This window comes from Atlantibacter sp. MEI4A-1023 (genome assembly GCF_056155425.1).
On sequence record NZ_CM149568.1, the window covers coordinates 4,140,215 to 4,161,838 of the forward strand.

At 50.4% G+C, this 21,624-nt stretch carries 20 protein-coding genes; 4 read left to right on the forward strand and 16 right to left on the reverse strand.

The window, feature by feature from the left end; all coding sequences use genetic code 11:
* Positions 1-8 precede the first annotated feature (8 nt).
* The gene (locus tag ACVV26_RS19650; protein WP_474801927.1) at positions 9-1,427 is read left to right on the forward strand and encodes a glutamate synthase small subunit; all 1,419 of its coding nucleotides are present in this window, start codon (positions 9-11) and stop codon (positions 1,425-1,427) included.
* Between the two features lie 72 nt (positions 1,428-1,499).
* Here ACVV26_RS19650 and mpl read toward each other — a convergent pair whose 3' ends face one another.
* Complete coding sequence (mpl, locus tag ACVV26_RS19655; protein ID WP_474798950.1) at positions 1,500-2,879, reverse strand: UDP-N-acetylmuramate:L-alanyl-gamma-D-glutamyl-meso-diaminopimelate ligase; 1,380 nt, start codon at positions 2,877-2,879, stop codon at positions 1,500-1,502.
* A gap of 174 nt (positions 2,880-3,053) precedes the next feature.
* On the opposite strand from mpl, the gene fbp reads away from it, so the two are divergent.
* Positions 3,054-4,052 (forward strand): class 1 fructose-bisphosphatase, encoded by a 999-nt coding sequence (fbp, locus tag ACVV26_RS19660; protein WP_474798951.1) that lies wholly within the window; start codon positions 3,054-3,056, stop codon positions 4,050-4,052.
* Positions 4,053-4,118: 66 nt separating this feature from the next.
* On the opposite strand, the gene ACVV26_RS19665 is transcribed toward fbp, so the two are convergent.
* The 5 genes from ACVV26_RS19665 to ytfQ form a co-directional block, all read right to left on the reverse strand.
* The gene (locus tag ACVV26_RS19665) at positions 4,119-5,684 is read right to left on the reverse strand and encodes a methyl-accepting chemotaxis protein (RefSeq protein ID WP_474798953.1); all 1,566 of its coding nucleotides are present in this window, start codon (positions 5,682-5,684) and stop codon (positions 4,119-4,121) included.
* Between the two features lie 101 nt (positions 5,685-5,785).
* On the reverse strand, positions 5,786-6,787 hold the full coding sequence (yjfF, locus tag ACVV26_RS19670; protein ID WP_312983786.1) for a galactofuranose ABC transporter, permease protein YjfF: 1,002 nt from the start codon (positions 6,785-6,787) through the stop codon (positions 5,786-5,788).
* The gene (gene ytfT / locus ACVV26_RS19675) at positions 6,780-7,799 is read right to left on the reverse strand and encodes a galactofuranose ABC transporter, ATP-binding protein YtfT (protein WP_474798955.1); all 1,020 of its coding nucleotides are present in this window, start codon (positions 7,797-7,799) and stop codon (positions 6,780-6,782) included. The genes yjfF and ytfT overlap by 8 nt, the downstream gene beginning before the upstream one ends.
* A 9-nt stretch (positions 7,800-7,808) precedes the next feature.
* On the reverse strand, positions 7,809-9,311 hold the full coding sequence (gene ytfR, locus ACVV26_RS19680; RefSeq protein WP_474798956.1) for a galactofuranose ABC transporter, ATP-binding protein YtfR: 1,503 nt from the start codon (positions 9,309-9,311) through the stop codon (positions 7,809-7,811).
* A 68-nt stretch (positions 9,312-9,379) separates the two neighbouring features.
* Complete coding sequence (gene ytfQ / locus ACVV26_RS19685; RefSeq protein WP_312983792.1) at positions 9,380-10,336, reverse strand: galactofuranose ABC transporter, galactofuranose-binding protein YtfQ; 957 nt, start codon at positions 10,334-10,336, stop codon at positions 9,380-9,382.
* 77 nt (positions 10,337-10,413) lie between these two features.
* Between ytfQ and ACVV26_RS19690 the strand changes: the two genes are divergently transcribed.
* Positions 10,414-10,725: a hypothetical protein gene (locus ACVV26_RS19690; protein WP_474798957.1), complete on the forward strand. Its 312-nt coding sequence runs from the start codon at positions 10,414-10,416 to the stop codon at positions 10,723-10,725.
* An 11-nt stretch (positions 10,726-10,736) separates the two neighbouring features.
* On the forward strand, positions 10,737-11,267 hold the full coding sequence (gene ppa, locus ACVV26_RS19695; protein WP_125294207.1) for an inorganic diphosphatase: 531 nt from the start codon (positions 10,737-10,739) through the stop codon (positions 11,265-11,267).
* Between the two features lie 62 nt (positions 11,268-11,329).
* Here ppa and ACVV26_RS19700 read toward each other — a convergent pair whose 3' ends face one another.
* The 10 genes from ACVV26_RS19700 to ACVV26_RS19745 form a co-directional block, all read right to left on the reverse strand.
* Positions 11,330-12,943, reverse strand: coding sequence for a PglL family O-oligosaccharyltransferase (locus tag ACVV26_RS19700; RefSeq protein WP_474798958.1), 1,614 nt, complete (start codon positions 12,941-12,943; stop codon positions 11,330-11,332).
* 80 nt (positions 12,944-13,023) lie between these two features.
* Positions 13,024-13,959 (reverse strand): fimbrial protein, encoded by a 936-nt coding sequence (locus tag ACVV26_RS19705; protein WP_474798960.1) that lies wholly within the window; start codon positions 13,957-13,959, stop codon positions 13,024-13,026.
* Positions 13,960-14,014: 55 nt separating this feature from the next.
* The gene (locus ACVV26_RS19710; RefSeq protein WP_474798961.1) at positions 14,015-14,524 is read right to left on the reverse strand and encodes a fimbrial protein; all 510 of its coding nucleotides are present in this window, start codon (positions 14,522-14,524) and stop codon (positions 14,015-14,017) included.
* 7 nt (positions 14,525-14,531) lie between these two features.
* Positions 14,532-15,083: a fimbrial protein gene (locus ACVV26_RS19715; protein ID WP_474798962.1), complete on the reverse strand. Its 552-nt coding sequence runs from the start codon at positions 15,081-15,083 to the stop codon at positions 14,532-14,534.
* A 134-nt stretch (positions 15,084-15,217) separates the two neighbouring features.
* Entirely contained in the window at positions 15,218-15,742 is a 525-nt protein-coding gene (locus tag ACVV26_RS19720) for a fimbrial protein (RefSeq protein ID WP_474798963.1), read from the reverse strand.
* A 10-nt stretch (positions 15,743-15,752) separates the two neighbouring features.
* Positions 15,753-16,355, reverse strand: a complete 603-nt coding sequence (locus ACVV26_RS19725; protein WP_474798964.1) for a fimbrial protein — start codon at positions 16,353-16,355, stop codon at positions 15,753-15,755.
* Between the two features lie 28 nt (positions 16,356-16,383).
* Positions 16,384-17,136: a fimbria/pilus periplasmic chaperone gene (locus ACVV26_RS19730; RefSeq protein ID WP_474798965.1), complete on the reverse strand. Its 753-nt coding sequence runs from the start codon at positions 17,134-17,136 to the stop codon at positions 16,384-16,386.
* Positions 17,137-17,188: 52 nt separating this feature from the next.
* Positions 17,189-19,711, reverse strand: a complete 2,523-nt coding sequence (locus tag ACVV26_RS19735) for an outer membrane usher protein (protein WP_474798966.1) — start codon at positions 19,709-19,711, stop codon at positions 17,189-17,191.
* 49 nt (positions 19,712-19,760) lie between these two features.
* Positions 19,761-20,306 carry a fimbrial protein gene (locus tag ACVV26_RS19740; protein WP_474798967.1) on the reverse strand — a complete coding sequence of 182 codons (546 nt, stop codon included), beginning with the start codon at positions 20,304-20,306 and terminating at the stop codon, positions 19,761-19,763.
* A 64-nt stretch (positions 20,307-20,370) separates the two neighbouring features.
* The gene (locus ACVV26_RS19745; RefSeq protein ID WP_474798968.1) at positions 20,371-20,913 is read right to left on the reverse strand and encodes a fimbrial protein; all 543 of its coding nucleotides are present in this window, start codon (positions 20,911-20,913) and stop codon (positions 20,371-20,373) included.
* Between the last annotated feature and the right edge of the window lie 711 nt (positions 20,914-21,624).

Genomic DNA, 21,624 nt, shown 5'->3' on the forward strand with positions numbered 1-21,624 from the left:
AGGTCATGATGAGCCAAAACGTATATCAATTTATCGACTTACAACGCGTTGATCCGCCGAAGAAGCCACTCAAAATCCGTAAAATTGAGTTTGTTGAGATCTACGAGCCGTTTTCAGAAAGCCAGGCGAAAGCCCAGGCGGACCGCTGCCTTTCCTGCGGTAACCCGTACTGCGAGTGGAAATGCCCGGTTCATAACTACATTCCGAACTGGCTGAAGTTAGCCAACGAAGGCCGCATTTTCGAAGCGGCGGAACTGTCGCACCAGACCAACACCCTGCCGGAAGTCTGTGGTCGCGTCTGCCCGCAGGATCGCCTGTGTGAAGGGTCATGTACCCTGAACGACGAATTCGGCGCAGTCACCATCGGCAACATCGAGCGCTATATCAATGATAAAGCGTTTGAAATGGGCTGGCGTCCGGATATGACCGGCGTGAAGCAGACCGGCAAGCGCGTGGCGATTATCGGCGCGGGCCCGGCGGGCCTCGCCTGTGCCGACGTGCTAACCCGTAACGGCGTCAAAGCGGTGGTGTATGACCGCCACCCGGAAATCGGCGGTCTGCTGACCTTCGGTATCCCGGCGTTCAAACTGGAAAAAGAAGTGATGACCCGCCGCCGTGAAATCTTCACCGGCATGGGCATTGAGTTCCAGCTCAACACCGAAGTGGGCCGCGATGTGCAGCTGGAAGCGCTGCTTGCCGGGTACGATGCGGTATTCCTGGGCGTCGGCACCTATCAGTCGATGCGCGGCGGCATTGAAAACGAAGATGCGCCGGGCGTATTCGACGCGCTGCCGTTCCTGATCGCCAACACTCGCAACACTATGGGCTTCGGCGAAGATGCGGCGTCGCCGTATATCAGCATGGAAGGCAAACGCGTGGTGGTGCTGGGCGGCGGCGATACCGCGATGGACTGCGTGCGTACCTCCGTGCGCCAGGGTGCAACCCATGTCACCTGCGCCTACCGTCGTGATGAAGAGAACATGCCGGGTTCGCGCCGTGAAGTGAAAAACGCCCGTGAAGAAGGGGTGGAGTTCAAATTCAACGTGCAGCCGCTGGGCGTGGAAATCAACGCCAACGGTAAAGTTTCCGGCGTGAAGATGGTTCGCACCGAAATGGGCGCGCCGGACGCCAATGGCCGTCGTCGCGCGGAGATTGTCGCGGGCTCCGAACATGTTCTGCCTGCTGACGCCGTGGTAATGGCGTTTGGTTTCCGTCCGCACAGCATGGAGTGGCTGGCGCAGCACAGCGTGGAGCTGGATTCCCAGGGCCGCATCATCGCCCCGGAGCGCAGCGACAACCCGTTCCAGACCAGCAACCCGAAAATCTTTGCCGGCGGCGATATCGTGCGCGGTTCCGATTTGGTGGTGACGGCGATTGCCGAAGGGCGTAAAGCCGCCGACGGCATTATGAATTACCTGGACGTGTAATTCGGCCAGTAAAAAGCCCGTCAGGTTATCGCTGACGGGCTTTTTTTATGACTTCAGTTTGTCGAATCCGCGTTAATCCTGTTGAACCAGCTCCGCTTTCTTCGCCAGCGCATCCAGCAGTTTCTGATGGATGCCGCCAAAACCACCGTTGCTCATCACCAGAATATGGTCGCCGGGCTGGGCGGTTTTCACGATCATTTCCACCAGCGTGTCGACGTCGCCGCTCCAGTGCGCAGGCTGAATACAGGCATCCGCCACTTCAAACACCTGCCACGGAATGTGCGACGGCTGGAACAGGAACACTTCATCGGCGCGTCCCAGCGAGGGAGCCAGGTCGTCCTTACAGTGGCCCATTTTCATGGTGTTGGAGCGCGGCTCCAGCACGGCGAGAATACGCGCCGTACCGCCAACTTTGCCGCGCAGCGCGGCAAGCGTCGCCAGGATCGCCGTCGGGTGATGCGCGAAATCGTCATACACCGTCACGCCATTGGCTTCGCCGCGCAGTTCCAGACGACGGCGGGCGTTCACAAAGCTGTTTAACGCCTGCGCCGCATCGGCAGGCGTCACGCCCACATGACGCGCGGCGGCAATCGCCATCAGCCCGTTATTCATGTTGTGCTCGCCCACCAGTTGCCAGTTCACTTCAGCCACACGCTGACCATCCAGCAGCACTTCCCAGTTTGAGGCATCGGCATTGAGTTTTTTCGCCTGCCAGTGGCCCTGCTCGCCCACCAGCTCCTGCTCGCTCCAGCAACCCATTGCCAGAGTTTGCTTCAGATTGGCATCGCCTTCCGGCCAGATGATCTTGCCCTGCCCCGGCACAATGCGCACAAGGTGGTGGAACTGCTTCTGGATCGCCCGCAGATCGTCAAAGATATCCGCGTGGTCAAACTCCAGGTTGTTGAGCACCAGGGTGCGTGGGCAGTAATGCACGAATTTGGAACGTTTATCGAAGAAGGCGCAGTCATACTCATCCGCCTCAATCACAAAGAACGGGCTGTCGCCCAGCCGCGCGGAAACGTCGAAATTGCCCGGCACGCCGCCAATCACAAAACCTGGCTTATAGCCGCAGGCTTCCAGTATCCAGGTCGCCATGCCTGCCGTGGTGGTTTTGCCATGCGTTCCCGCAATGGCGATTACCCAGCGGTCACGCAGCACGAAGTCATGCAGCCACTGCGGGCCAGACATATAAGGGATATTGTGCTCAAGCACCGCTTCAACACACGGATTGCCGCGCGTCATGGCGTTGCCGATAATCACCAGATCCGGGCGCGGATCGAGTTGTTCGACATCATAGCCCTGAATTAAATCAATACCTTGCTTTTCAAGAAGGGTACTCATCGGCGGGTAAACATTTGCATCCGAGCCGGTTACCTCGTGGCCCAGGGCCCGCGCAAGCATCGCCAGCCCGCCCATAAAGGTGCCACATACACCCAGAATATGAATACGCATACGTTACTGTCCTTTTTTCATCCGGCGCATATTCTACCCGCATGTTGGAGTGCGAAGAAACGCATTTAAGGCGATTCTGTTATTTGCTGTCTCGATTCACCTGTGCGCTAACCTTTCTATCTTTGTTACGATTAAATGATCGCTTTACTCAAACCAGGATGCAGGGAAAGTGTTATGAAAACGTTAGGTGAATTTATTGTCGAAAAGCAGCATGAATTTTCTCATGCTACCGGCGAACTGACTGCGCTGCTGTCGGCAATAAAGCTGGGCGCCAAGATTATCCATCGCGATATCAATAAAGCCGGACTGGTTGATATCTTAGGTGCCAGCGGCGCTGAAAACGTCCAGGGCGAAGTGCAGCAAAAACTCGACCTGTTCGCGAACGAAAAACTGAAGGCCGCGCTGAAAGCCCGCGATATCGTTGCCGGGATCGCGTCGGAAGAAGAAGATGAAATAGTGGTGTTCGAGGGTTGTGAACACGCTAAGTACGTGGTGCTGATGGACCCGCTGGACGGCTCGTCCAACATTGATGTTAACGTCTCTGTTGGGACGATTTTCTCTATCTACCGCCGCGTGACTCCAGTTGGTACGCCAGTTACTGAAGAAGATTTCCTCCAGCCTGGCAACAAACAGGTTGCGGCGGGTTACGTGGTTTACGGCTCCTCAACCATGCTGGTTTACACCACCGGTTGTGGCGTACACGCATTTACTTACGACCCTTCCCTGGGCGTGTTCTGCCTGAGCCAGGAGCGCATGCGCTTCCCCAAAAAAGGCAACACCTACTCGATTAACGAAGGCAACTACATCAAATTCCCGCAGGGCGTGAAGAAATACATCAAGTTCTGCCAGGAAGAAGATGCCAATACTCAACGCCCGTATACGTCGCGTTATATCGGTTCGCTGGTGGCGGATTTCCACCGCAACCTGCTGAAAGGCGGGATTTACCTGTACCCGAGCACCGCAAGCCACCCGGAAGGGAAACTGCGTTTACTGTATGAATGCAACCCGATGGCATTCCTGGCGGAACAGGCGGGCGGCAAGGCGAGCGACGGAAAAGCCCGTATCCTGGATATTATCCCTGAGAGCCTGCACCAGCGTCGTCCGTTCTTCGTGGGCACCGACAGCATGGTGAACGATGTCGAGCGCTTTATTCGCGAATATCCTGACGCGTAAAACAAAAATCCCCCGTCGCTGACAGGGGATCTGCATTATTTGATACCCCGGCACGCCGGGGTATTTTTATGCCTGTAGCTGCACTTTAAAGCCTGACATGGTTTCCACCAACAGTTGCGACTGCGCTTCCAGAGAATGGGTGGCGGCAGACGACTGCTCTACCAGCGCGGCGTTTTGCTGCGCCGCTTCGTCCATCTGGCTCACCGCGATATTCACCTGCTCAATACCCCGGCTCTGCTCCTGGGAGGCGCTGGCGATTTCGCGCATCAGTTTGGTCATACGCATCACTTCGCTGGCGATCTCATCCATGGTTTCCCCGGCCTGCATCGCCAGATCGCTGCCTTCACCTACGTGAGTTTGCGAATCGGCAATCAGCGTGCGGATCTCTTTGGCGGCTTCGGCGCTGCGGCTCGCCAGGGTGCGCACCTCGCCTGCCACGACTGCAAATCCACGCCCCTGCTCGCCCGCGCGCGCTGCTTCTACTGCCGCATTCAGCGCCAGGATATTGGTCTGGAAAGCGATACCGTCGATCACGCTCAGGATATCGGCGATGCGGTTGGCGCTGCCGGAGATATCACGCATTTTTTCAATCACATAGCACACCATTTCGCTGCCGCGATCGGCGGTTTCCGACACGTTTTGCGTCAGGCGATGGGCCTGTTCAGCGTTCTCGGCGTTCTGCTTCACGGTGGCGGTGATCTGCTCCATGCTGGCGGCGGTTTGCTCCAGCGAGGTGGCAGTAGACTCGGTACGGCGGGATAAATCGATATTCCCGGCGGTGAGCTCCCGGCTGCCAGTATCGATTTGCGTGCTGGCGTCACGCACTTTAGTGACCGACACCACCAGCGACTGGCGCATGGCGTCAATAGCATTCGCCAGGCGGCCCAGCTCATTGTTCGTGCCTGGGATGACGGTGTGGGTCAGGTCGCCCGCCGCCACTCGCTCCACTTGCAGGATCGCACGGTTGAGGGGGCTCAGCAGCAGGTGGCGCATCCCGAACCAGACGGCGACTATCAGGCCCGCAGCGATCAGCGCCGCCAGCACCATCAGCCCCAGCACGGCTTGTTTATGTTGCAGCACCGCCGCCACTTCATCTTTCCCGCGGTTTTCACTCCAGGCGAGGAAGGTACGCATGTCGTTATCAAATTTTTGCGACAGCGGGATCAGGCCGTTTTCCATCAGGGCATAGTAATCGTCCGGGCTCTGGCTTTTCAGCGAGGCCAGCATTGGCGTGATGCCGTTGACGTTAAAGGCGTCAAAACTGCGCGACAGTTGCCCCAGCAACTGCTGGCCCTGCTCATCGTTGACGTTGCTTTCCAGCAGGCTTTTTAACGTCTTCCGTCCCTGGCTGATTTCACTTTCGATGCGGTTGACCGACTTTTCCGCATCCTGCAACAGGCCGACTTCCATCAGGCGCACCGCCTGCCCCGATTCATTGCGCGCCCGCAGGATCTGGGTGTAGCCGTCGTTGAGGCGCATGATCTGTTCGCCCTGGAGATGATTAATGCGTTGCAGCGAGGTGGAGCTTTGGGTTAGCGCGTAAATACCGATCCCGCTGACCAGTAATAACAACAGCGTCATGGCTGCCAGTACGGACAGCAGGCCCATGCGAATAGAGAGGTTTTTCAACATAGTCATTTCCCGGTGGTTGCCGATAACTCCACGTGAAGCCAGTAGTGAGTTATCGGCATTTACCGGAAAAAGTTTAGTCAGGTACGAATACTTTCAATATGTTACTGCTTTGCTATCGCCGGGTTAACACGGGTGACAGCGGCGTTCTGGCGGCGTTCCCACAGCACGGTCAGGCCGCGTTGCAGGGCGATGAAGATAAACAGCAAAATGCCGATGGCGATTTTGGTCCACCAGGAGCTTAGCGTACCGTCAAAGTTGATATAGGTCTGAATCAGCCCCTGGATCGCTACGCCAAACAGCGTGCCCAGCACCGTACCTACGCCGCCGGAAAGCAGCGTGCCGCCGATCACCACCGAGGCGATGGCGTCCAGCTCTACCCCTACCCCCGCCAGCGCATAGCCCGCCTGGGTATAAACAGAAAACACGATGCCCGCCAGCGTGGCCAGCCCGGTAGACAGCATGTAGATGCGAATGGTGGTGCTGCGGGTAGAGATCCCCATCAGGTTGGCGGAGGTGGCGTTGCCGCCAATGGCGTAGACCTGGTTGCCGAAGCGGGTGCGATGCGCCAGGAAAATGCCAATCACCACCACACCGAGCATCAACAGCCCCATGGCGCTTAAGCGCCCACCGCCGGGGATTTTCCAGGCGAGGCTGGACAGCGTGTCGTAGATCGGATGGTTAATCGGAATTGACTCTTCGGAAACCAGATAGCTGACGCCGCGCAGAAAGAACATCCCGGCGAGGGTGATAATAAACGCCGGGATTTTCAGCGCGTCGATCAGTAAGCCCATAAACGCGCCGAAGGCGCAGCCCATCGCCAGCACCAGCGGAAATGCCAGCAGCGGCGATATACCCCAGAAGCCGATGGCTTTAGCGAGGAACACGCCGGTGAAGGCGATCACCGAGCCTACCGACAGGTCAATTCCGCCGGAGAGGATCACGAAGGTCATCCCGACGGCGATAATTCCCAGAAAGGCATTATCGGTCAGGATGTTGCAAATCACCCGCGTGGAGGCGAAACCGGGGAACTGCGTCAGGCAGTAGAGATAACCCAGCACAAACACCGCCAGGGTGATCATCAGCGGTAAATTACGTTTAATCATCGCGGCGTCTCCGACGTAACAGACTAATAAAGCGCGGTGACTGAACAATCAACACGCACATCACTACCACCGCTTTCACCACCTGGTTCAGCTCTGGCGGGAAACCGGACAGCAAAATCCCGGTGTTCATCCCCTGGATAATCAACGCACCCACCACTGACAGCGCGATGTTGAAGCGCCCGCCCATTAGCGAACCGCCGCCAATCACTACCGCGAGGATGGCATCCAGCTCCAGCCACAGACCGGCGTTGTTGGCGTCTGCCCCGCGGATATCTGCGGTAACGATGATCCCGGCGATGGCGGCGCACAGGCCGCTGAGCACATAGGTCAGCATCACCATCAGGCGGGTATTTACCCCGGCGTTTTTCGCCGCGCGGATGTTAATTCCCACCGCTTCGATAAACATGCCGAGCGCGGTTTTGCGGGTGAACAGCCAGAACACGATCAGCGTTACCAGCGCGATAATCACCGGCGTCGGGAAAAACAACAGCGAGCCGCTGCCCAGGAAAGAGAGCGCGGGCGAGTTAAAGGTGACGATTTGCCCGGAGGTAATGAGCTGCGCCACGCCGCGCCCGGCTACCATCAGAATAAGCGTCGCCACAAAGGGCTGAATTTTTAGCACAGCGACCAGGATGCCGTTCCACAATCCGGCAAGCACCCCAACGCCAAGCGCGCCCAGCAACACCACCGGCAGGCTATGGCCCGCAACGGTTAATGACGCCGCTGTCGCCCCGGCAATCGCCATGATGGCACCGACCGACAGGTCGATCCCGCCGGTGGCAATCACCAACGTCATGCCAATCGCCAGCAGCGCCACCGGTGCGGCGCGGTTTAAGATGTCTATTGGGCTGCCGAATAAACGCCCATCCTGAACCACAATCTGGAAGAAATGGTTAGCCACCATGCTATCGACCAGCAATACCAGCAGCAACGCTATCAGTTGCGGCATTCCCTGCGGCCAGCGGAAACGGCGCTTTGGCGCACCCACGTCCGGCACTGAACGAGTCATCAAGAGCCCTCCTTATGCCGCGATGGCATTCATAATTGCGCTGACGGACAGCTCTTCAAGCGGGATTTCCGCCACCTGTTCCCGGTCGCGCATGATGATCACCCGGTCGGCATACCCCACCAGCTCTTCCAGTTCCGACGAGATAACCAGCAGGGCCAGCCCGTCGGCACACAGCGTTTCGATCAGACGAATGATTTCGGCGTGCGCGCCGACGTCGATACCGCGCGTCGGTTCATCGAGGATCAGGAACTGCGGCCGGGTCAGCAGCCAGCGCGACAGCAATACTTTTTGCTGATTGCCGCCGGACAAAAATTCCACCGGCTGCTCGGCGCTCGGCGTGCGGATACCTAACTGGCGGATAAAGCGTTCGGCAATATCGTTTTGCTCGCGCCGTGGGATCGGTCGCAGCCAGCCGCGCTGGGCCTGGAGCGCCAGAATGATATTTTCGCGCACCGAAGCAGCGGCAATAATCCCGTCGGTTTTGCGATCTTCCGGGCAGAAGCCAATCCCCAGGCAGGAGGCCTGATGCGGGGAGCGCAGCGCCTGCGGCTTGCCCTTGATCAGCGCGTTGCCGCTGTCGGCGGGCTTAATACCGAAGATCACTTCGGCGGTTTCGGTGCGCCCCGAGCCTAACAACCCCGCCAGGCCGACAATTTCACCGGGGCGCACCTCCAGCGAGAACGGCGCAATCACGCCTTTTTTGCCGTAATCTTTAAATGCCGCTACCGGTTTTTCGCTTAGCAGCGTGCGCCCGGCGCGTTGCAGGGCATTCTGGTCCAGTTCGCGGCCCAGCATCATTTTTACCAGCTCGATCTGCGGCAGCTCGCGGGTATCGCGGGTGCCGATAAACTTGCCGTTGCGCAGCACGGTGATGCGATCGGTGACTTCGTATACCTGGTCCAGAAAGTGGGTCACGAAAATCAGGCTGACGCCCTGGTCGCGTAGCTGGCGCATCAGGGTAAACAGCATCTCCACTTCTTTGGTATCAAGGCTGGCGGTGGGCTCATCAAGGATCAGCACTTTGGCAGACAAGTCGATCGCGCGGCAGATCGCCACAATTTGCTGCATGGCGACGGAAAAACGGTTGAGCGGCTCGCGCACATCCAGGCTGAATCCGTAGGACTCCATCAGCGCCGTGGCGCGTTTTTCCATCTCTTTGCGGCGCAGTAAACCGAAGCGTTTCGGTTCGCGACCGATAAACAGGTTATCCGCCACCGACATATTCGGCAGGAGGTTTACTTCCTGATACACCGTCCCGATGCCAAGCTGCTGGGCATGGGCGGTATTTTTTGGGCGGATGGTTTGGCCCTCTAACCAGACTGTACCGCCATCGGGCTGGTACACGCCGGTGAGAGCTTTAATTAATGTGGACTTGCCTGCGCCGTTCTCCCCCAGCAAGGCCATAATTTCGCCACGCCGTAAGCTAAAATCGACGTGATCCAGCGCTTTTACCCCCGGAAAGACTTTACTCAGCCCTTCGGTGCGCAAGATTTCCTGATGTTGTTGTGGTTGCATCACCGGACTCCGAAAAGCGTGTCAGTAGAGCAAAAGGCTCTCCGAAGAGAGCCTTGTCTGCGGTCGGCTTAGTAGCCCATGCCTTTTTTCTTCTCAAGCTCTTCTTTCGCGGTATCCGGCAGGAACAGCGTTGATTTGGTGATGGTGGTTTTCTCAGGCTGGGTGCCGTCTTTTTTGAATTTTTCCAGCGCATCGAATGCCGGGCCAGCCATGTTCGGCGTTAATTCAACGCTGGCATTGGCTTCGCCGTCGATCATCGCTTTGAAGATATCCGGTACGCCGTCGATAGAGCCGGTCAGAATATCGGAGCCCGGTTTCAGACCCGCTTCTTTAATGGCCTGGATGGCGCCGATAGCCATGTCGTCGTTATGGGCGTAAACCATGCAAATGTTTTTGCCGTTGTTTTCAGCCTTGATGAAGCTCTCCATGACTTCTTTCCCTTTACTGCGGGTGAAGTCGCCGGATTGCGAACGGATGATTTTCACGTTCGGCGCTTTAGCGATGGCTTCAGCAAAACCTTTCTTACGGTCGATGGCCACGCTCGCCCCGACGGTGCCCTGCAGTTCAACGACGTTACACGGTTTACCGTCGAGGGTTTTCACCAGCCAGTCGCCAATCAGACGGCCTTCCAGCACGTTGTCAGCGGTGACGGTGGTCATATACAGCGATTTGTCTTTTACATCGATATTACGGTCCAGCAGGATCACCGGGATTTCTGCCTCTTTGGCTTCTTTCAGCACCGGCTCCCAACCTGTTGCCACAACCGGGGCGATAAAGATGGCATCAACGCCCTGAGCGATAAACGAACGCACGGCTTTGATTTGGTTTTCCTGCTTTTGCTGACCATCGGCGATCTTCAGCGTAACGCCGCGTTTCTCGGCTTCGCTTTTCGCAACGCTGGTTTCCGCTGCGCGCCAGCCTGATTCAGAACCTACCTGAGAAAAACCCACGGTTAAGGGGGCTGCCATTGCCATAGACGACATGGCTGCCGAAACTGCTGTGACCAGAAGTAAGCGCTTCCACATAAGTGAATCCTCGTAGGGTTATTGTTGGTTAAATCTCCACCTGCGGGAAAACTATAGACAATAAGGGATGTAACAAAATGCGTTACATCACAATTCAAAAAAGTTACATAAAGGTTATGAGCCTGAGAACGCAAGAGTGTGAGCGGGGTAGCGACTTTTCGCCCCTGCGCCAGGTCGCGGATTCGAGAGATTTTTTTTCTTCTGACCGGGCAAAAATCTCACTTTGTAACCGGTTACAAAAATTTATTCAGAAAGCGGCTGACTTTATGGATTATTCAGTCGAAAAAAAGACGCAAAAAGGGTTGGGGTTTTCGGGCGGCGGGAAAAACAGTCCAGGACTTTCAGGCGCATTTGGCTATAATACCCGGCATTGTTTGCCATACAGTTAAAGGAAACAGACATGAGCTTACTCAACGTGCCTGCTGGTAAAGATCTGCCAGAAGACATCTATGTAGTTATCGAAATCCCGGCTAACGCGGACCCGATCAAATATGAAATCGACAAAGACAGCGGCGCGCTGTTCGTTGACCGTTTCATGTCTACTGCGATGTTCTACCCGTGCAACTACGGTTATATCAACCACACCCTGTCCCTGGACGGTGACCCGGTTGACGTACTGGTCCCGACGCCGTACCCGCTGCAACCGGGTTCTGTGATCCGCTGCCGTCCGGTTGGCGTGCTGAAAATGACTGACGAAGCGGGCGAAGACGCCAAGCTGGTTGCGGTCCCGCACACCAAATTGAGCAAAGAGTACGATCACATCAAAGACGTGAACGACCTGCCGGAACTGCTGAAAGCGCAGATTGCCCACTTCTTCGAGCACTATAAAGATCTCGAGAAAGGCAAATGGGTGAAAGTTGACGGTTGGGACAACGCTGAAGCCGCTAAAGCAGAAATCGTTGCTTCTTTCGAACGCGCGGCCAAAAAGTAACCGCAACTTGCATTAAAAACACCGCCTGCTGGCGGTGTTTTTGTTAGTGCCTCTGAAACCGACTATTGCGGCTGAAGTGGGAAGAGTTTGTCGTAGAGAAGTTGCATCCGGGCGAGCTTCTCTTGCTCACCGCGAAACCGCGTAATCATCATCATACTGCCCCAGACGTTGCGATCGTTATGGCGTTGTGACCACTGCTCCGCCTGCGACATAAACACATCGAGATCCGCCTCATTGCGCGTCATATTGTAATTGATCAGCCGGGCGACCATACCGTCAAACTGCGCACGCTCGAACTGGGTAGCAAAATACCACGGCGCGGGCTGCGGAAAATGCGCAAACTGGCTGCGCTCCAGCGCGGTTAGTTGGTGATTGGCGTAAAGCCCCGTCGCACTAAACACCAGCAATACCAAACCCAAAAGCACGACGCCGCCGCGCGGCCATCCGGTAAAACGGCGCACTGATATTTCGCTGGCGGGCGTTTCAACCACACCAAGCCGCAGCAGGATCAGGAACAATCCAAAATGGACGAAAGATTGATAAAACGGATATTCAAGATTGAGATGGACCAGCAGTGGCACGATCAACATGCCATAAGCGGCCAACTGGTGACTATGCCGCCACCCGCGGATCACCATCATCCCCCAACCGGCAAAGAACGTAAGGATGCCAAGGAGAGCCACAACGCCCCCCTGGAACCACGCGTAAAGCAGTTCGTTATGCGGATGTGTCACAATGCTCGAATAGGTATAGGGCAACTCAGGATGCGCCAGCACGTAGCGGCTAAATTCAAATTCGAATCTCCCGTAACCCCAGCCCGCCCAAGGGTGCTGCATAATCATCTGCCATGTGATGAGCAAAATATTCCAGCGCTCGCGGGTAGAATATTCATAACTTCGTGCGAAAAAATAAGGTTCACCATTGATAACAATTTGAAGGTGTTGCGTGATATACCAGCCCAGCGCGGCACATACCACCATGACGGATAATGCAATGAAAGTTCGGGATAACTGGCTGCGCCCCATACTCCATGTCAGCGCTGTCAGAACAAACACCGCACCTAATGCACCCGCCCGGGACTGACTTAACGCAAGACAGAATGCCAGTAACCCCAGCCCCACAGTATTAAGACCGATTACATAGCGCCGATGTTCAGTATGCAACAGCAAGAAACCACAGCCCAGCCCGGTTGCTAAAAAGCTGGCCAGCAAATTCGTTTGCTGGAAAATGCCGTAAGGACGCCCATGATTGCGTAACCAGTCGTATTCCATCAACTGCGCCGCAAGATGTGGATGCAAAGCCTGAACAATACATAAGGCCGACTGACCCTGCGCCAGGATGAACACAGCGTTAAGCACAAAACGCTTATGACGTTCACTTAACGAAAGTTGTAAACCGCCAGACCACAAAACCAGCGCTATGAGCATTACCCATACCCCTGGATTGCCTTCTGCCTGAAAAAACCATGGAATCACTAGCAGTAATGCGCCAACGATTATCAAAGGTTGGGGTTCCCCACGCATTTCGCGCTTTTTACATCGTAAAGAAAATAAAAGTAAGATTAACCCCACCCATCCGATAAATAGCACGTTATAAGGTAATGCAACGCCTGTACCACCCGTTCCGGGGATATAAAAATCTAGAGCAATAAAAAGGAATGCAGCCGCAATAATCATAAGAGTTAGAATGAAAAAATATGAAATACTACAATAAGTAAACCCGGAAACTTATTACCGGGTTTACCGCTTCGAAATATTTACTGTACCGTCATCACCAAAACAGCGCTGGCTGTAAATGCACCCGTGGGAACTTTCGCAACCTCAATGTTAGGATCGCGCACGGCTTCAAAACCTAGCGAAATATTATTAGAACCTATATAAAAATCTATCGGTTTGTCTACTGATGGTGCCAGCACATTATTATTATAAATAACCGAAACACCCATGCCATTAGTCGATGATTTAATCACCTGTAAGCCGCTCACCGTTATCGGAGTATAGGTGAGTTTCATATTGACCTTAAGCGTTGTCACCGATGCAGTATCGGTGACACAAGACACCGGTATTTTCACAGTTTGAGGTTGCCCTGTTCCTGGAACCGTAGGTAATAATGCCCTGTCAAGGTTGCCCAGATTCACATTAATCGCATTAGAATTATTTATTGTACAATTAATTGTAGGTGGCTTTGGCGTAGGGGGTAGTGGTTGAAGCCCACCTGAACACCCCCCGCCATTAATAATTGACCACATGTTATTATTCTGATCCAACAACGTGTAACAATAATGCACACTATAACTCGAAGTGCCAGAAATATTGACATTACTTCCTGAGAAATTAAGAGTTTGGTAGCTAATATCTTTCTTGGCATCAATATATGTAGGATTACTTATGGCATACGTCTCAGGGGCTATCGATATGCTAACCCCGAGGCGATACTGCCCCGAAACAGGAACATACCCTTGTGCGGTAAGAGTACACGACCCGATTTTAAAATAAGATCCACTATCTATTCTGGGAACACCTCCAGAAGTACTACTGACAGGACAAAAAACAGTTCCGTTAGAAGCATATTTAATTCCATATGCATTATTTATTGTCGCATACGCCTTGTGCTCGATCGCATTGATTAAAAAAAACGTACAAATGATCACCACAAGAGTCAGTAATGAAATTCGTTTATTATACATAATCATACCATTTATTCTGGGCTTGATCTTTTAGTAAAAGGCTGTATATCTATTAAGCCACTTAATAATAATCAGCAGTTAATGTCGCTACGGCTGAGAAATTTTGCTCGGTCAAGGGCTTATCAGGATCTTTTACGGGAACGGCCGTTAATGTCAGCGTTTCAAGATCTTTCAACGTCGTGATGTACGGTTTATTGAGCTTCATCGCGATACCGTCAGCTTTAATTTTAATGCCAAGGCCGTCAGCATTCGTTTTTAATGCCGCCCCATCAAAGCTTACCGCTATACCTGACATCGTTAAATTGAGCGAAGTGGTATCTGCAACCCCCTTACAATCTACGATAAAAGGGATCTTTTGGGCATAGGCCACCCCATCAACTTTATCTATCCCCACGTTACCAAAGGGAACATCAATAACCTGGTCATTATTTATGGTGCACGGCGTAGAAAGGAGGAATGTCCCGGTAAATTTCACGCTCATCTCATCCCCCGTCAGTGCGGCATAGACAGGATCATTAAGAATGAGAGTCATACTTAACAGACAAACGGTATTGAGGATACTTTTCATCATAATTAACTCAATTAAACGCCATAGTTAAGGTGCCGGACGCTGTAAATACATCACCGCTCACAATATTACTTTTGTTATCCGTACTGATCTGTACTAGTTGAGCTTGTAAAACTGGCGGGTGCGCCTGGTCTATATCAAACCATTTTCCCATTTCCTGAGCCGTCCCATCGACTAAAAGCTGAATAGCGACAATCCCTTTATCTGTACCCAATACTTTTATCCCACTATACGTCTCATAACTGCCGGTTGCCGAGGTAAATTTCATTTGCAGTAATCCGCCACTATCACCGGTACAGGTAAAAGTATCGGTTAACGGCTGGATATAATTTCCCTCCAGCTCAACAGTGGTTGCTCCTGTTCCCTGAAGTTTGACTGTACCGAAATTAACCTGGATCGCCCCTCCCTCGTTAAAGGTGCATGAACCATTAGCTACCAGCTGCCCTGAAATATTAACGTTGACAGACGCAGTATTCCCGAATGCAGAATGACCCGTAATAAAAGCCACGATGATGAGCATTGTTATTAATAGCATTAAGGGGACACGCAACGCGGCTTTCATAAACCGTAATCCTTTCGTTATAATCAATTGTCGCCAACAACTATCCAGCCAATAAATAATATAGGCATCGTTTATTCGCATCTAATCTGAGAAACTCTGCTCACTGTTGAGTTGTTGCTTATAAGGTACGCATTCTATTGATAACCCAACATAAATGTGACTATAGCTGTAAAATCCCCGTTTTTTAAAGATTTGTTGGTTAAAACCGACGGCTGTATTTGCACAAAAGCAGAAAATGAAAGTGAATTGTTTCCACTCACTAATGGTTGCGCGGGACTTGTTGTATTAATGGGCATAAGTGTGCCGTCGGCCAATTCAATGCCAACTGCGACACCTTGTGCTGTACTTCCCGCATTGATTGCCAGTAAATTGGAGAGTTCGCTATCGGGTTGCCCCTCGAAAGTGACATTAACCGCCCCCATCATGGCAGGATTGCAATCCACTAAATGAATTACAAAGGGTTTGCTTCTCGTTCTTTGATATTGATAAAGATACTTCGTCACGACGGTATCGAAATCTAAAGTAATATTGGCATCTTCGTCGGGTAACGTACAGGCTTGTGAAACCAGCACCCCTGAGAAATGAACATTATCAACCGCATTCACATTAGACGATATACATACCAATAATAAAATAAGCCCACCCATAACACTTCTCATAGGAAATACCTTATTGATATATCATACTGAAGTTAATGATCGCATGATAGGCGCCAGCCACAAACTCTGAGCGCGTGCGTACAGGCTGTAATGAAAAAGTGACTTCATTTTGTCCAGGAGCCAGTAATATGGGGTAACCGCGTTGGGAGAGTTTAACTTCTCGTCCCTGATCATCGCGTAACTGGAGGCCTATTCCTGAAGCCCCTTTGACTTTGATGAGATTCGGGTTTGTTTCATCCGCTACGGCAATAAAGCGTGCCTGGTAAATAGTCCCCCCCGCAACGCGTGTTTGCGTTAATGTTGCTGAATTAGTCACATTCGTGATCTGTTCCGGGCAATCTTCAAGAAATATTTTTATTGACGTACTGTGACCTGTCTGCCCATAGGTTTTTATATCGGCTAACACAGTATTACCCAAATCAACTTCCTGCCAGTCAGATTCCATTGACATCCGGCAGGTTCCTTCAGTCAATGTTCCTTGTACATATAATAAACCAGTATGACCGTTGGTCTGTTCATTCAATCGTTGTTCGATGGCTTTTAGCTGTTCCTCGGTCAACGACGCGATTGACGGCATTGCCAGGATCATTCCCAGCAGGAAGAGGATTTTCATAATATTCAGTACTCCTGAACGGAATTCATTAGTTATCTTTTAATAACTTTGCGTTGCACGTTGTACCGTTGCAGGTAAATTGGATTTTCGGACGCCCGCCGTAATCATTGACATAGGTCAGGACAGGGTTATTACCCAACGACGCTGCTAAGGTTTCCATGGGTGTTTGCCCTTTTGGGCTCGCCATGACCGGAGTAAAATTGATAGCTCCCCCCTTCGCAGAGGAAAATGCTTCAACAAGGGTGAGGAAATACGGCGTTGGGTTGTTCACGATAAATTTATCGCCCTGACGCTGGAGCGTAACTTGATTAACCCAATCACCATTTGCTGCCTGGCTTTTCTCCAGGGCGATAGGCTTTGGTCGATAGAACAACTTAATGCGTGTTTGCAATGCAATTTGTAATGTATTCGGCGTAGAACTGCGCGGCGGAATTTCTCGCAAGTTAAAATAGAATACAGACTCCCTATCCTGTGGTAGGGAATTAATTGCAGGAGAAACCTGGATTTTTACCTGGCTTTTGGCGCTTGGCTCAACCCGTTGTACCGGAGGGATTACGGCCATTGGATTGGAAATTTTATTTCCGTTGGCATCTTCAATCCAACCTTGCGCCAAATATGGTAGCTTTTTATTCTCATTGCTAATGCTTAAACTAACTGATGTGTCTCCACCATTAACAATCACACGAGTACGATCCAGCGCAATTGCAGCATTAGCTAGAGATCCCACACTCAATAGGGACAAGGTAGATACGGCCAGTAACACTTTATTAAATAATTTCATTTCTGCTATTTCGATACGTTTCGTTAATGATATCAATAATGCGGAAGTGCATTTATTGATGACAGGGCAGTAACAGAATACCTTTGAGGTCCTGTTCAGCTAATACTTCGGGTACATTCACATAGCACTGCCTCTCACCATTCCAGTTCACATTTAATTGCGCATTTGGTTTAAGGCCGACCAGATAAACATCCCCTTCATCGTTAATAATTCCAAGCTCTTGCTCATTTTCACTATTGACTGTCGCGCCAAAGGGCGGAAAAGTTCCATCAGCGAGACGAATAACCGCCATCGCTTTCTTTCCTGACATCACGTCAAATTTACGATAACCAATAGCTCCTTCAGTCAGCGTGGCTTGTACGACTGAATTCAGCACCTCGGCATCATCCGGCAACTCGTTAAGATCGATACTCAAACTATTTTTGCTGTAGCTGCTTATGTCAGTCACGACGGCTTTACCAAAGATATTGGTTCGCGTATCTGTGCCAGTGTATCCCCTAACAGGGATATTTGTCGCATCACCTGAATCAATCATAATACGTGTACCACCTGGCATATTCGTACGATGCAATGCAACGCCTTTTGTGGTAGCCGTAAGGCCACCATGCATAGTCAGGCCAAGTGCGCTATATTGCCCTTCCTGGTAATCAATATTCGTTGATGTTTCAAGGCTGTTACCTTCATGCGTGTAATAACCGCTCATGCTCGTATTACTTTCACTCGTTCCCGCAGAAACCTGATAACTATCGCCATTCGTTAAATGGTCAAAATAACTCAGATTATGGGAACTGGAGTAAGAGCCCAGCGTTGTGTTGTAACTGATTGAGCCCGTATCACCCCACGGTATAGAAACAGAAGCATATAAGCCATCATCCTGCTGGTTGTTAAATTTATTCCGATAAACAGTCAGTGAAGCACTGATATTTTTTAATTTACCAATATTGAAATATCGCGAAACTGACAGGTTGTATCGGTCTTCCGTTGGGCTGTTCCAGTAAGTTTGATGCGAATAGTTAAGGTAAGCACTAATCCCAAATGACGGTATTTGCTGGCTAAAAGTGATGGTATACATCTCTTTGCCTTTCTGAAAATTATCGTCCTGCGAGGTATAGTTCAAATAGTCATTAAAGCTCATGAACTCCTTTTCAGAGAAGCGATAACCTGCAAATGTTACCTGGCTGTCAGTTTCTTCAAATTGCTTGGAATAACTGACGCGATAGGATTGCCCTTTATAGCGATGGCTATCCAGTTTGGTTTCTGAACGCGTTACGTCAAAAGCCACTGCCCCCAGAATCAAGAGGTCACGGCCGACACCCACAGCGGCGGAATGATAGTTCTTGTTACTTACTATCCCGCCATACAGTGACCAACCGTTACTCACCCCCCATGAGAACTCACCTGAGCCAAATTCCCCGCCCTCGACATCATGACTGTAATCCATTGGCCGGCCGGCAAATATTTTATAACGCACGGAACCGGGACGCGTCAGATAAGGCACATTCGCCGTGTTGACCTTGTAGTTTTGAACACTTCCATCCTGCTCCTGAACCTGAACATCTAACGCGCCCGTTACGGCATTATTAAGGCTCTGAATAGCAAAAGGGCCCGCCGCTACCTGCGTTTCGTACAAAACACGCCCTTGTTGGGAAATAGTCACTTTTGCGTTTGTATGCGCCACCCCGGTCACTTCTGGCGCATATCCACGTAAGTTAGGTGGAAGCATACTGTCATCTGTGACGAGGCTGCCGCCCGCGAAACGGAAACTGTCGAAGAGATTCGAGTTGACGTAATCTTCACCCAGTATCAGTTTTGCTCCCAGCGACGGGATTGCACGATAAAGGTAGTAGCGGCTCCACGAGAACCTGGATTGAGACTGTGAACCACCGCCACTACTACTCGCGGAATCCTCATAGCTTCCCTGCCAGTCTGCACGCAAGCGCCATGGCCCCACATTTAACCCCACGATGCCATTGCCCGAAGCATTATTATCCGAACCACCTTGCTGAAGCTTTCGCGTTTGCGCAGAAAGGTTATAATCTGCCAAGATACCAGGAATACCATTGTCCCACATCGCACTAGGCACCCAATCATCGGAAATGAATTCCATATAGGCTTGTGGCAGATTGAGTGTGATAACACTACGCCCGATATCGGGATTTTCTACAACGCCCGGAAGGCCAATAATGTCTATACATTGACCATCGTGCCAGGTCGTGAGTTTGTTAAGGTATTCCTCTTTCAAACCAAATTGCTGAACCATTTCCAATGAAAAACACGGTCTTGTTTCATTTTTGTCATTATCAGCCGCGTAGATATGGATAGTTTGATCTTCCAGCTCATTCTGATTAACTTTAATTTTAAATGTATATTCGCCCGGCATAATGTAGCCGCGCTTAGCAAAATGGCTAAGGTCTAAGTTTGTTTTATCTTTAACATCCAGAACATCAGTATTGAATTCTATGTCGTCACTGGCTATTGCTGAGTCCAGCAAGCCCATGAGAACAAAAAAAGTGAGAACGCGTATCCTCCACTTTTTCGATCTTTTTATAAGCACACAACTGGATTTATTAGCCATAATAACGAGAAAAATCCTTGAAAATTATATCATGCGAATCTTCAGAATATTAGAAATAATCTATCCTGTAGCGGATCACTGAAGAGTAATCGCCTAATTTAAAGCCGGTCCGATTCGATTTCAATCTTAACCCATAATCCAGACGCATATTGTTTGTATCAACAAGATAGGGCGGGGTTGCCTTTCCTAATGCGATTGGAATACCGCTGCTATCAAGAATTTCTATACCAACACCATGAACGTCTCCAAGAACCTTAATTAATCCATTATCTATGGGGCCATCAAACGTTAAGCGAAGATAATGTTGCGTTTTATCTCCATCACTTCCAGCAGAAACTGGGCATCCTGTTAAAAAAATAGAAAAAACGGTTGTTTGACCGTATCCCGTACGCAATATTTCGCCAACATTATCATGTGCCATTTCTATCGTTTGAAAATGATTTTGCAGCTCAATATCGCAAGCAGAGTTGAGTATTTCACCCGCCATGCTCACCTTACCATTCATACCTTTATCAAATTGCTCACCTAATACGGGTGATATCGAAATAAAAATAAGAATGAAAGTAAAGTTTAACCTTTGCAAACATTTGAGCATTCGTGTTCTCAATATAATAAGGATATGTACGCCTGTTGACCAGGCGTACACTTATCCTAAGCGATTACTGATAAGCCAGCGCGAAGTTAGCTACAGCAGAGAACTCACCGGGAACGATGGTTGCAGAAGCACCATTACCTTGAAGGTAAGCGGCGAAGTTCAGAGTCGTGTTACCATCGCTGAGCGCTTGCGGAGCGGTTGGTTTACCCAACTCAATTGCTGAGCTACCTTCGCTATCAGTTTGTTGGCTCATAAGCATGATGCTTGCGCCGCTTGCGGAGCCCGTAATACCCAGTGAGCCAGGTAATGCGCCTGCACCACCCGTAAACGTTGTCGTCACGGTTTTAATCGTGCCAACATCACACTTAATCAGTTTGATCTCGAAAGGCTGAGTTGTTGATACACCGCCGTTTTCCAGCGCTTTATTAGATATCTGGCCTAAATTCACGGTTTGATCTTCGCTTTTAGAGCTGATTGAACATGGCGCATCAATGATAGAACCGGTGAATGTGACTTTGCCCTGACCCTGATCTTTAGCTGCATGAACCGCACCAGAAGCAAGAGTCATAGCCATTACGGTTGCGAGAGCAATTTTATTCAAATTCATAATATATCCTTGAGAACTCATACGATTGAAAAATCCTTCTTACTGCACTGATCAGCACTGATATTCTCGCGCAAATGTTATTTAGAAATAACATTAACTGAAAAAACATCATCATTATCATTGATGGCATTAATCGTGCAGTTCAGTCTAAGAATAATATTTTAAAAATTTAACGCAATACTCATGGCCAGGCATACCTACTTCTGATTCATCACAATTATGAATTAGTCCAAGAGATTATGCCGTCTGTGCGCAGAAAAATCAGAAAAGGAAAATGTTATAAAAGATGTGAAGATATAAATATTAATAAACAAAGGAAACATATTAACTTAAACTCATCACGCCACTATTCAACTAAATCCATGATTTTAAAATTATTTAAAAAACATTATTTCAGAATAAAATTTATTTATTAATTAAACTTATAAAATGTACCTTTAAGAAAAAAATTTAAAAAAATCATTTATACTGTGAATATTTTAAAAGCTTTAAGCCTTCCTAGATATATTCCTAATCCACTCTATCTCATCTTATCCCTCCTGAGAATGACAATGTTATTATTAATCAATATGCTATTAGTATCGCATTCTGTTGAAAGGCATATTTAATCGAATTTAAAATATAAAAATTAAATATAATTAATAACCTTTCATTATGCACACCAATGCATCTATTCAAGACATAGGGGATATTAGCTATAGCATAAGATGT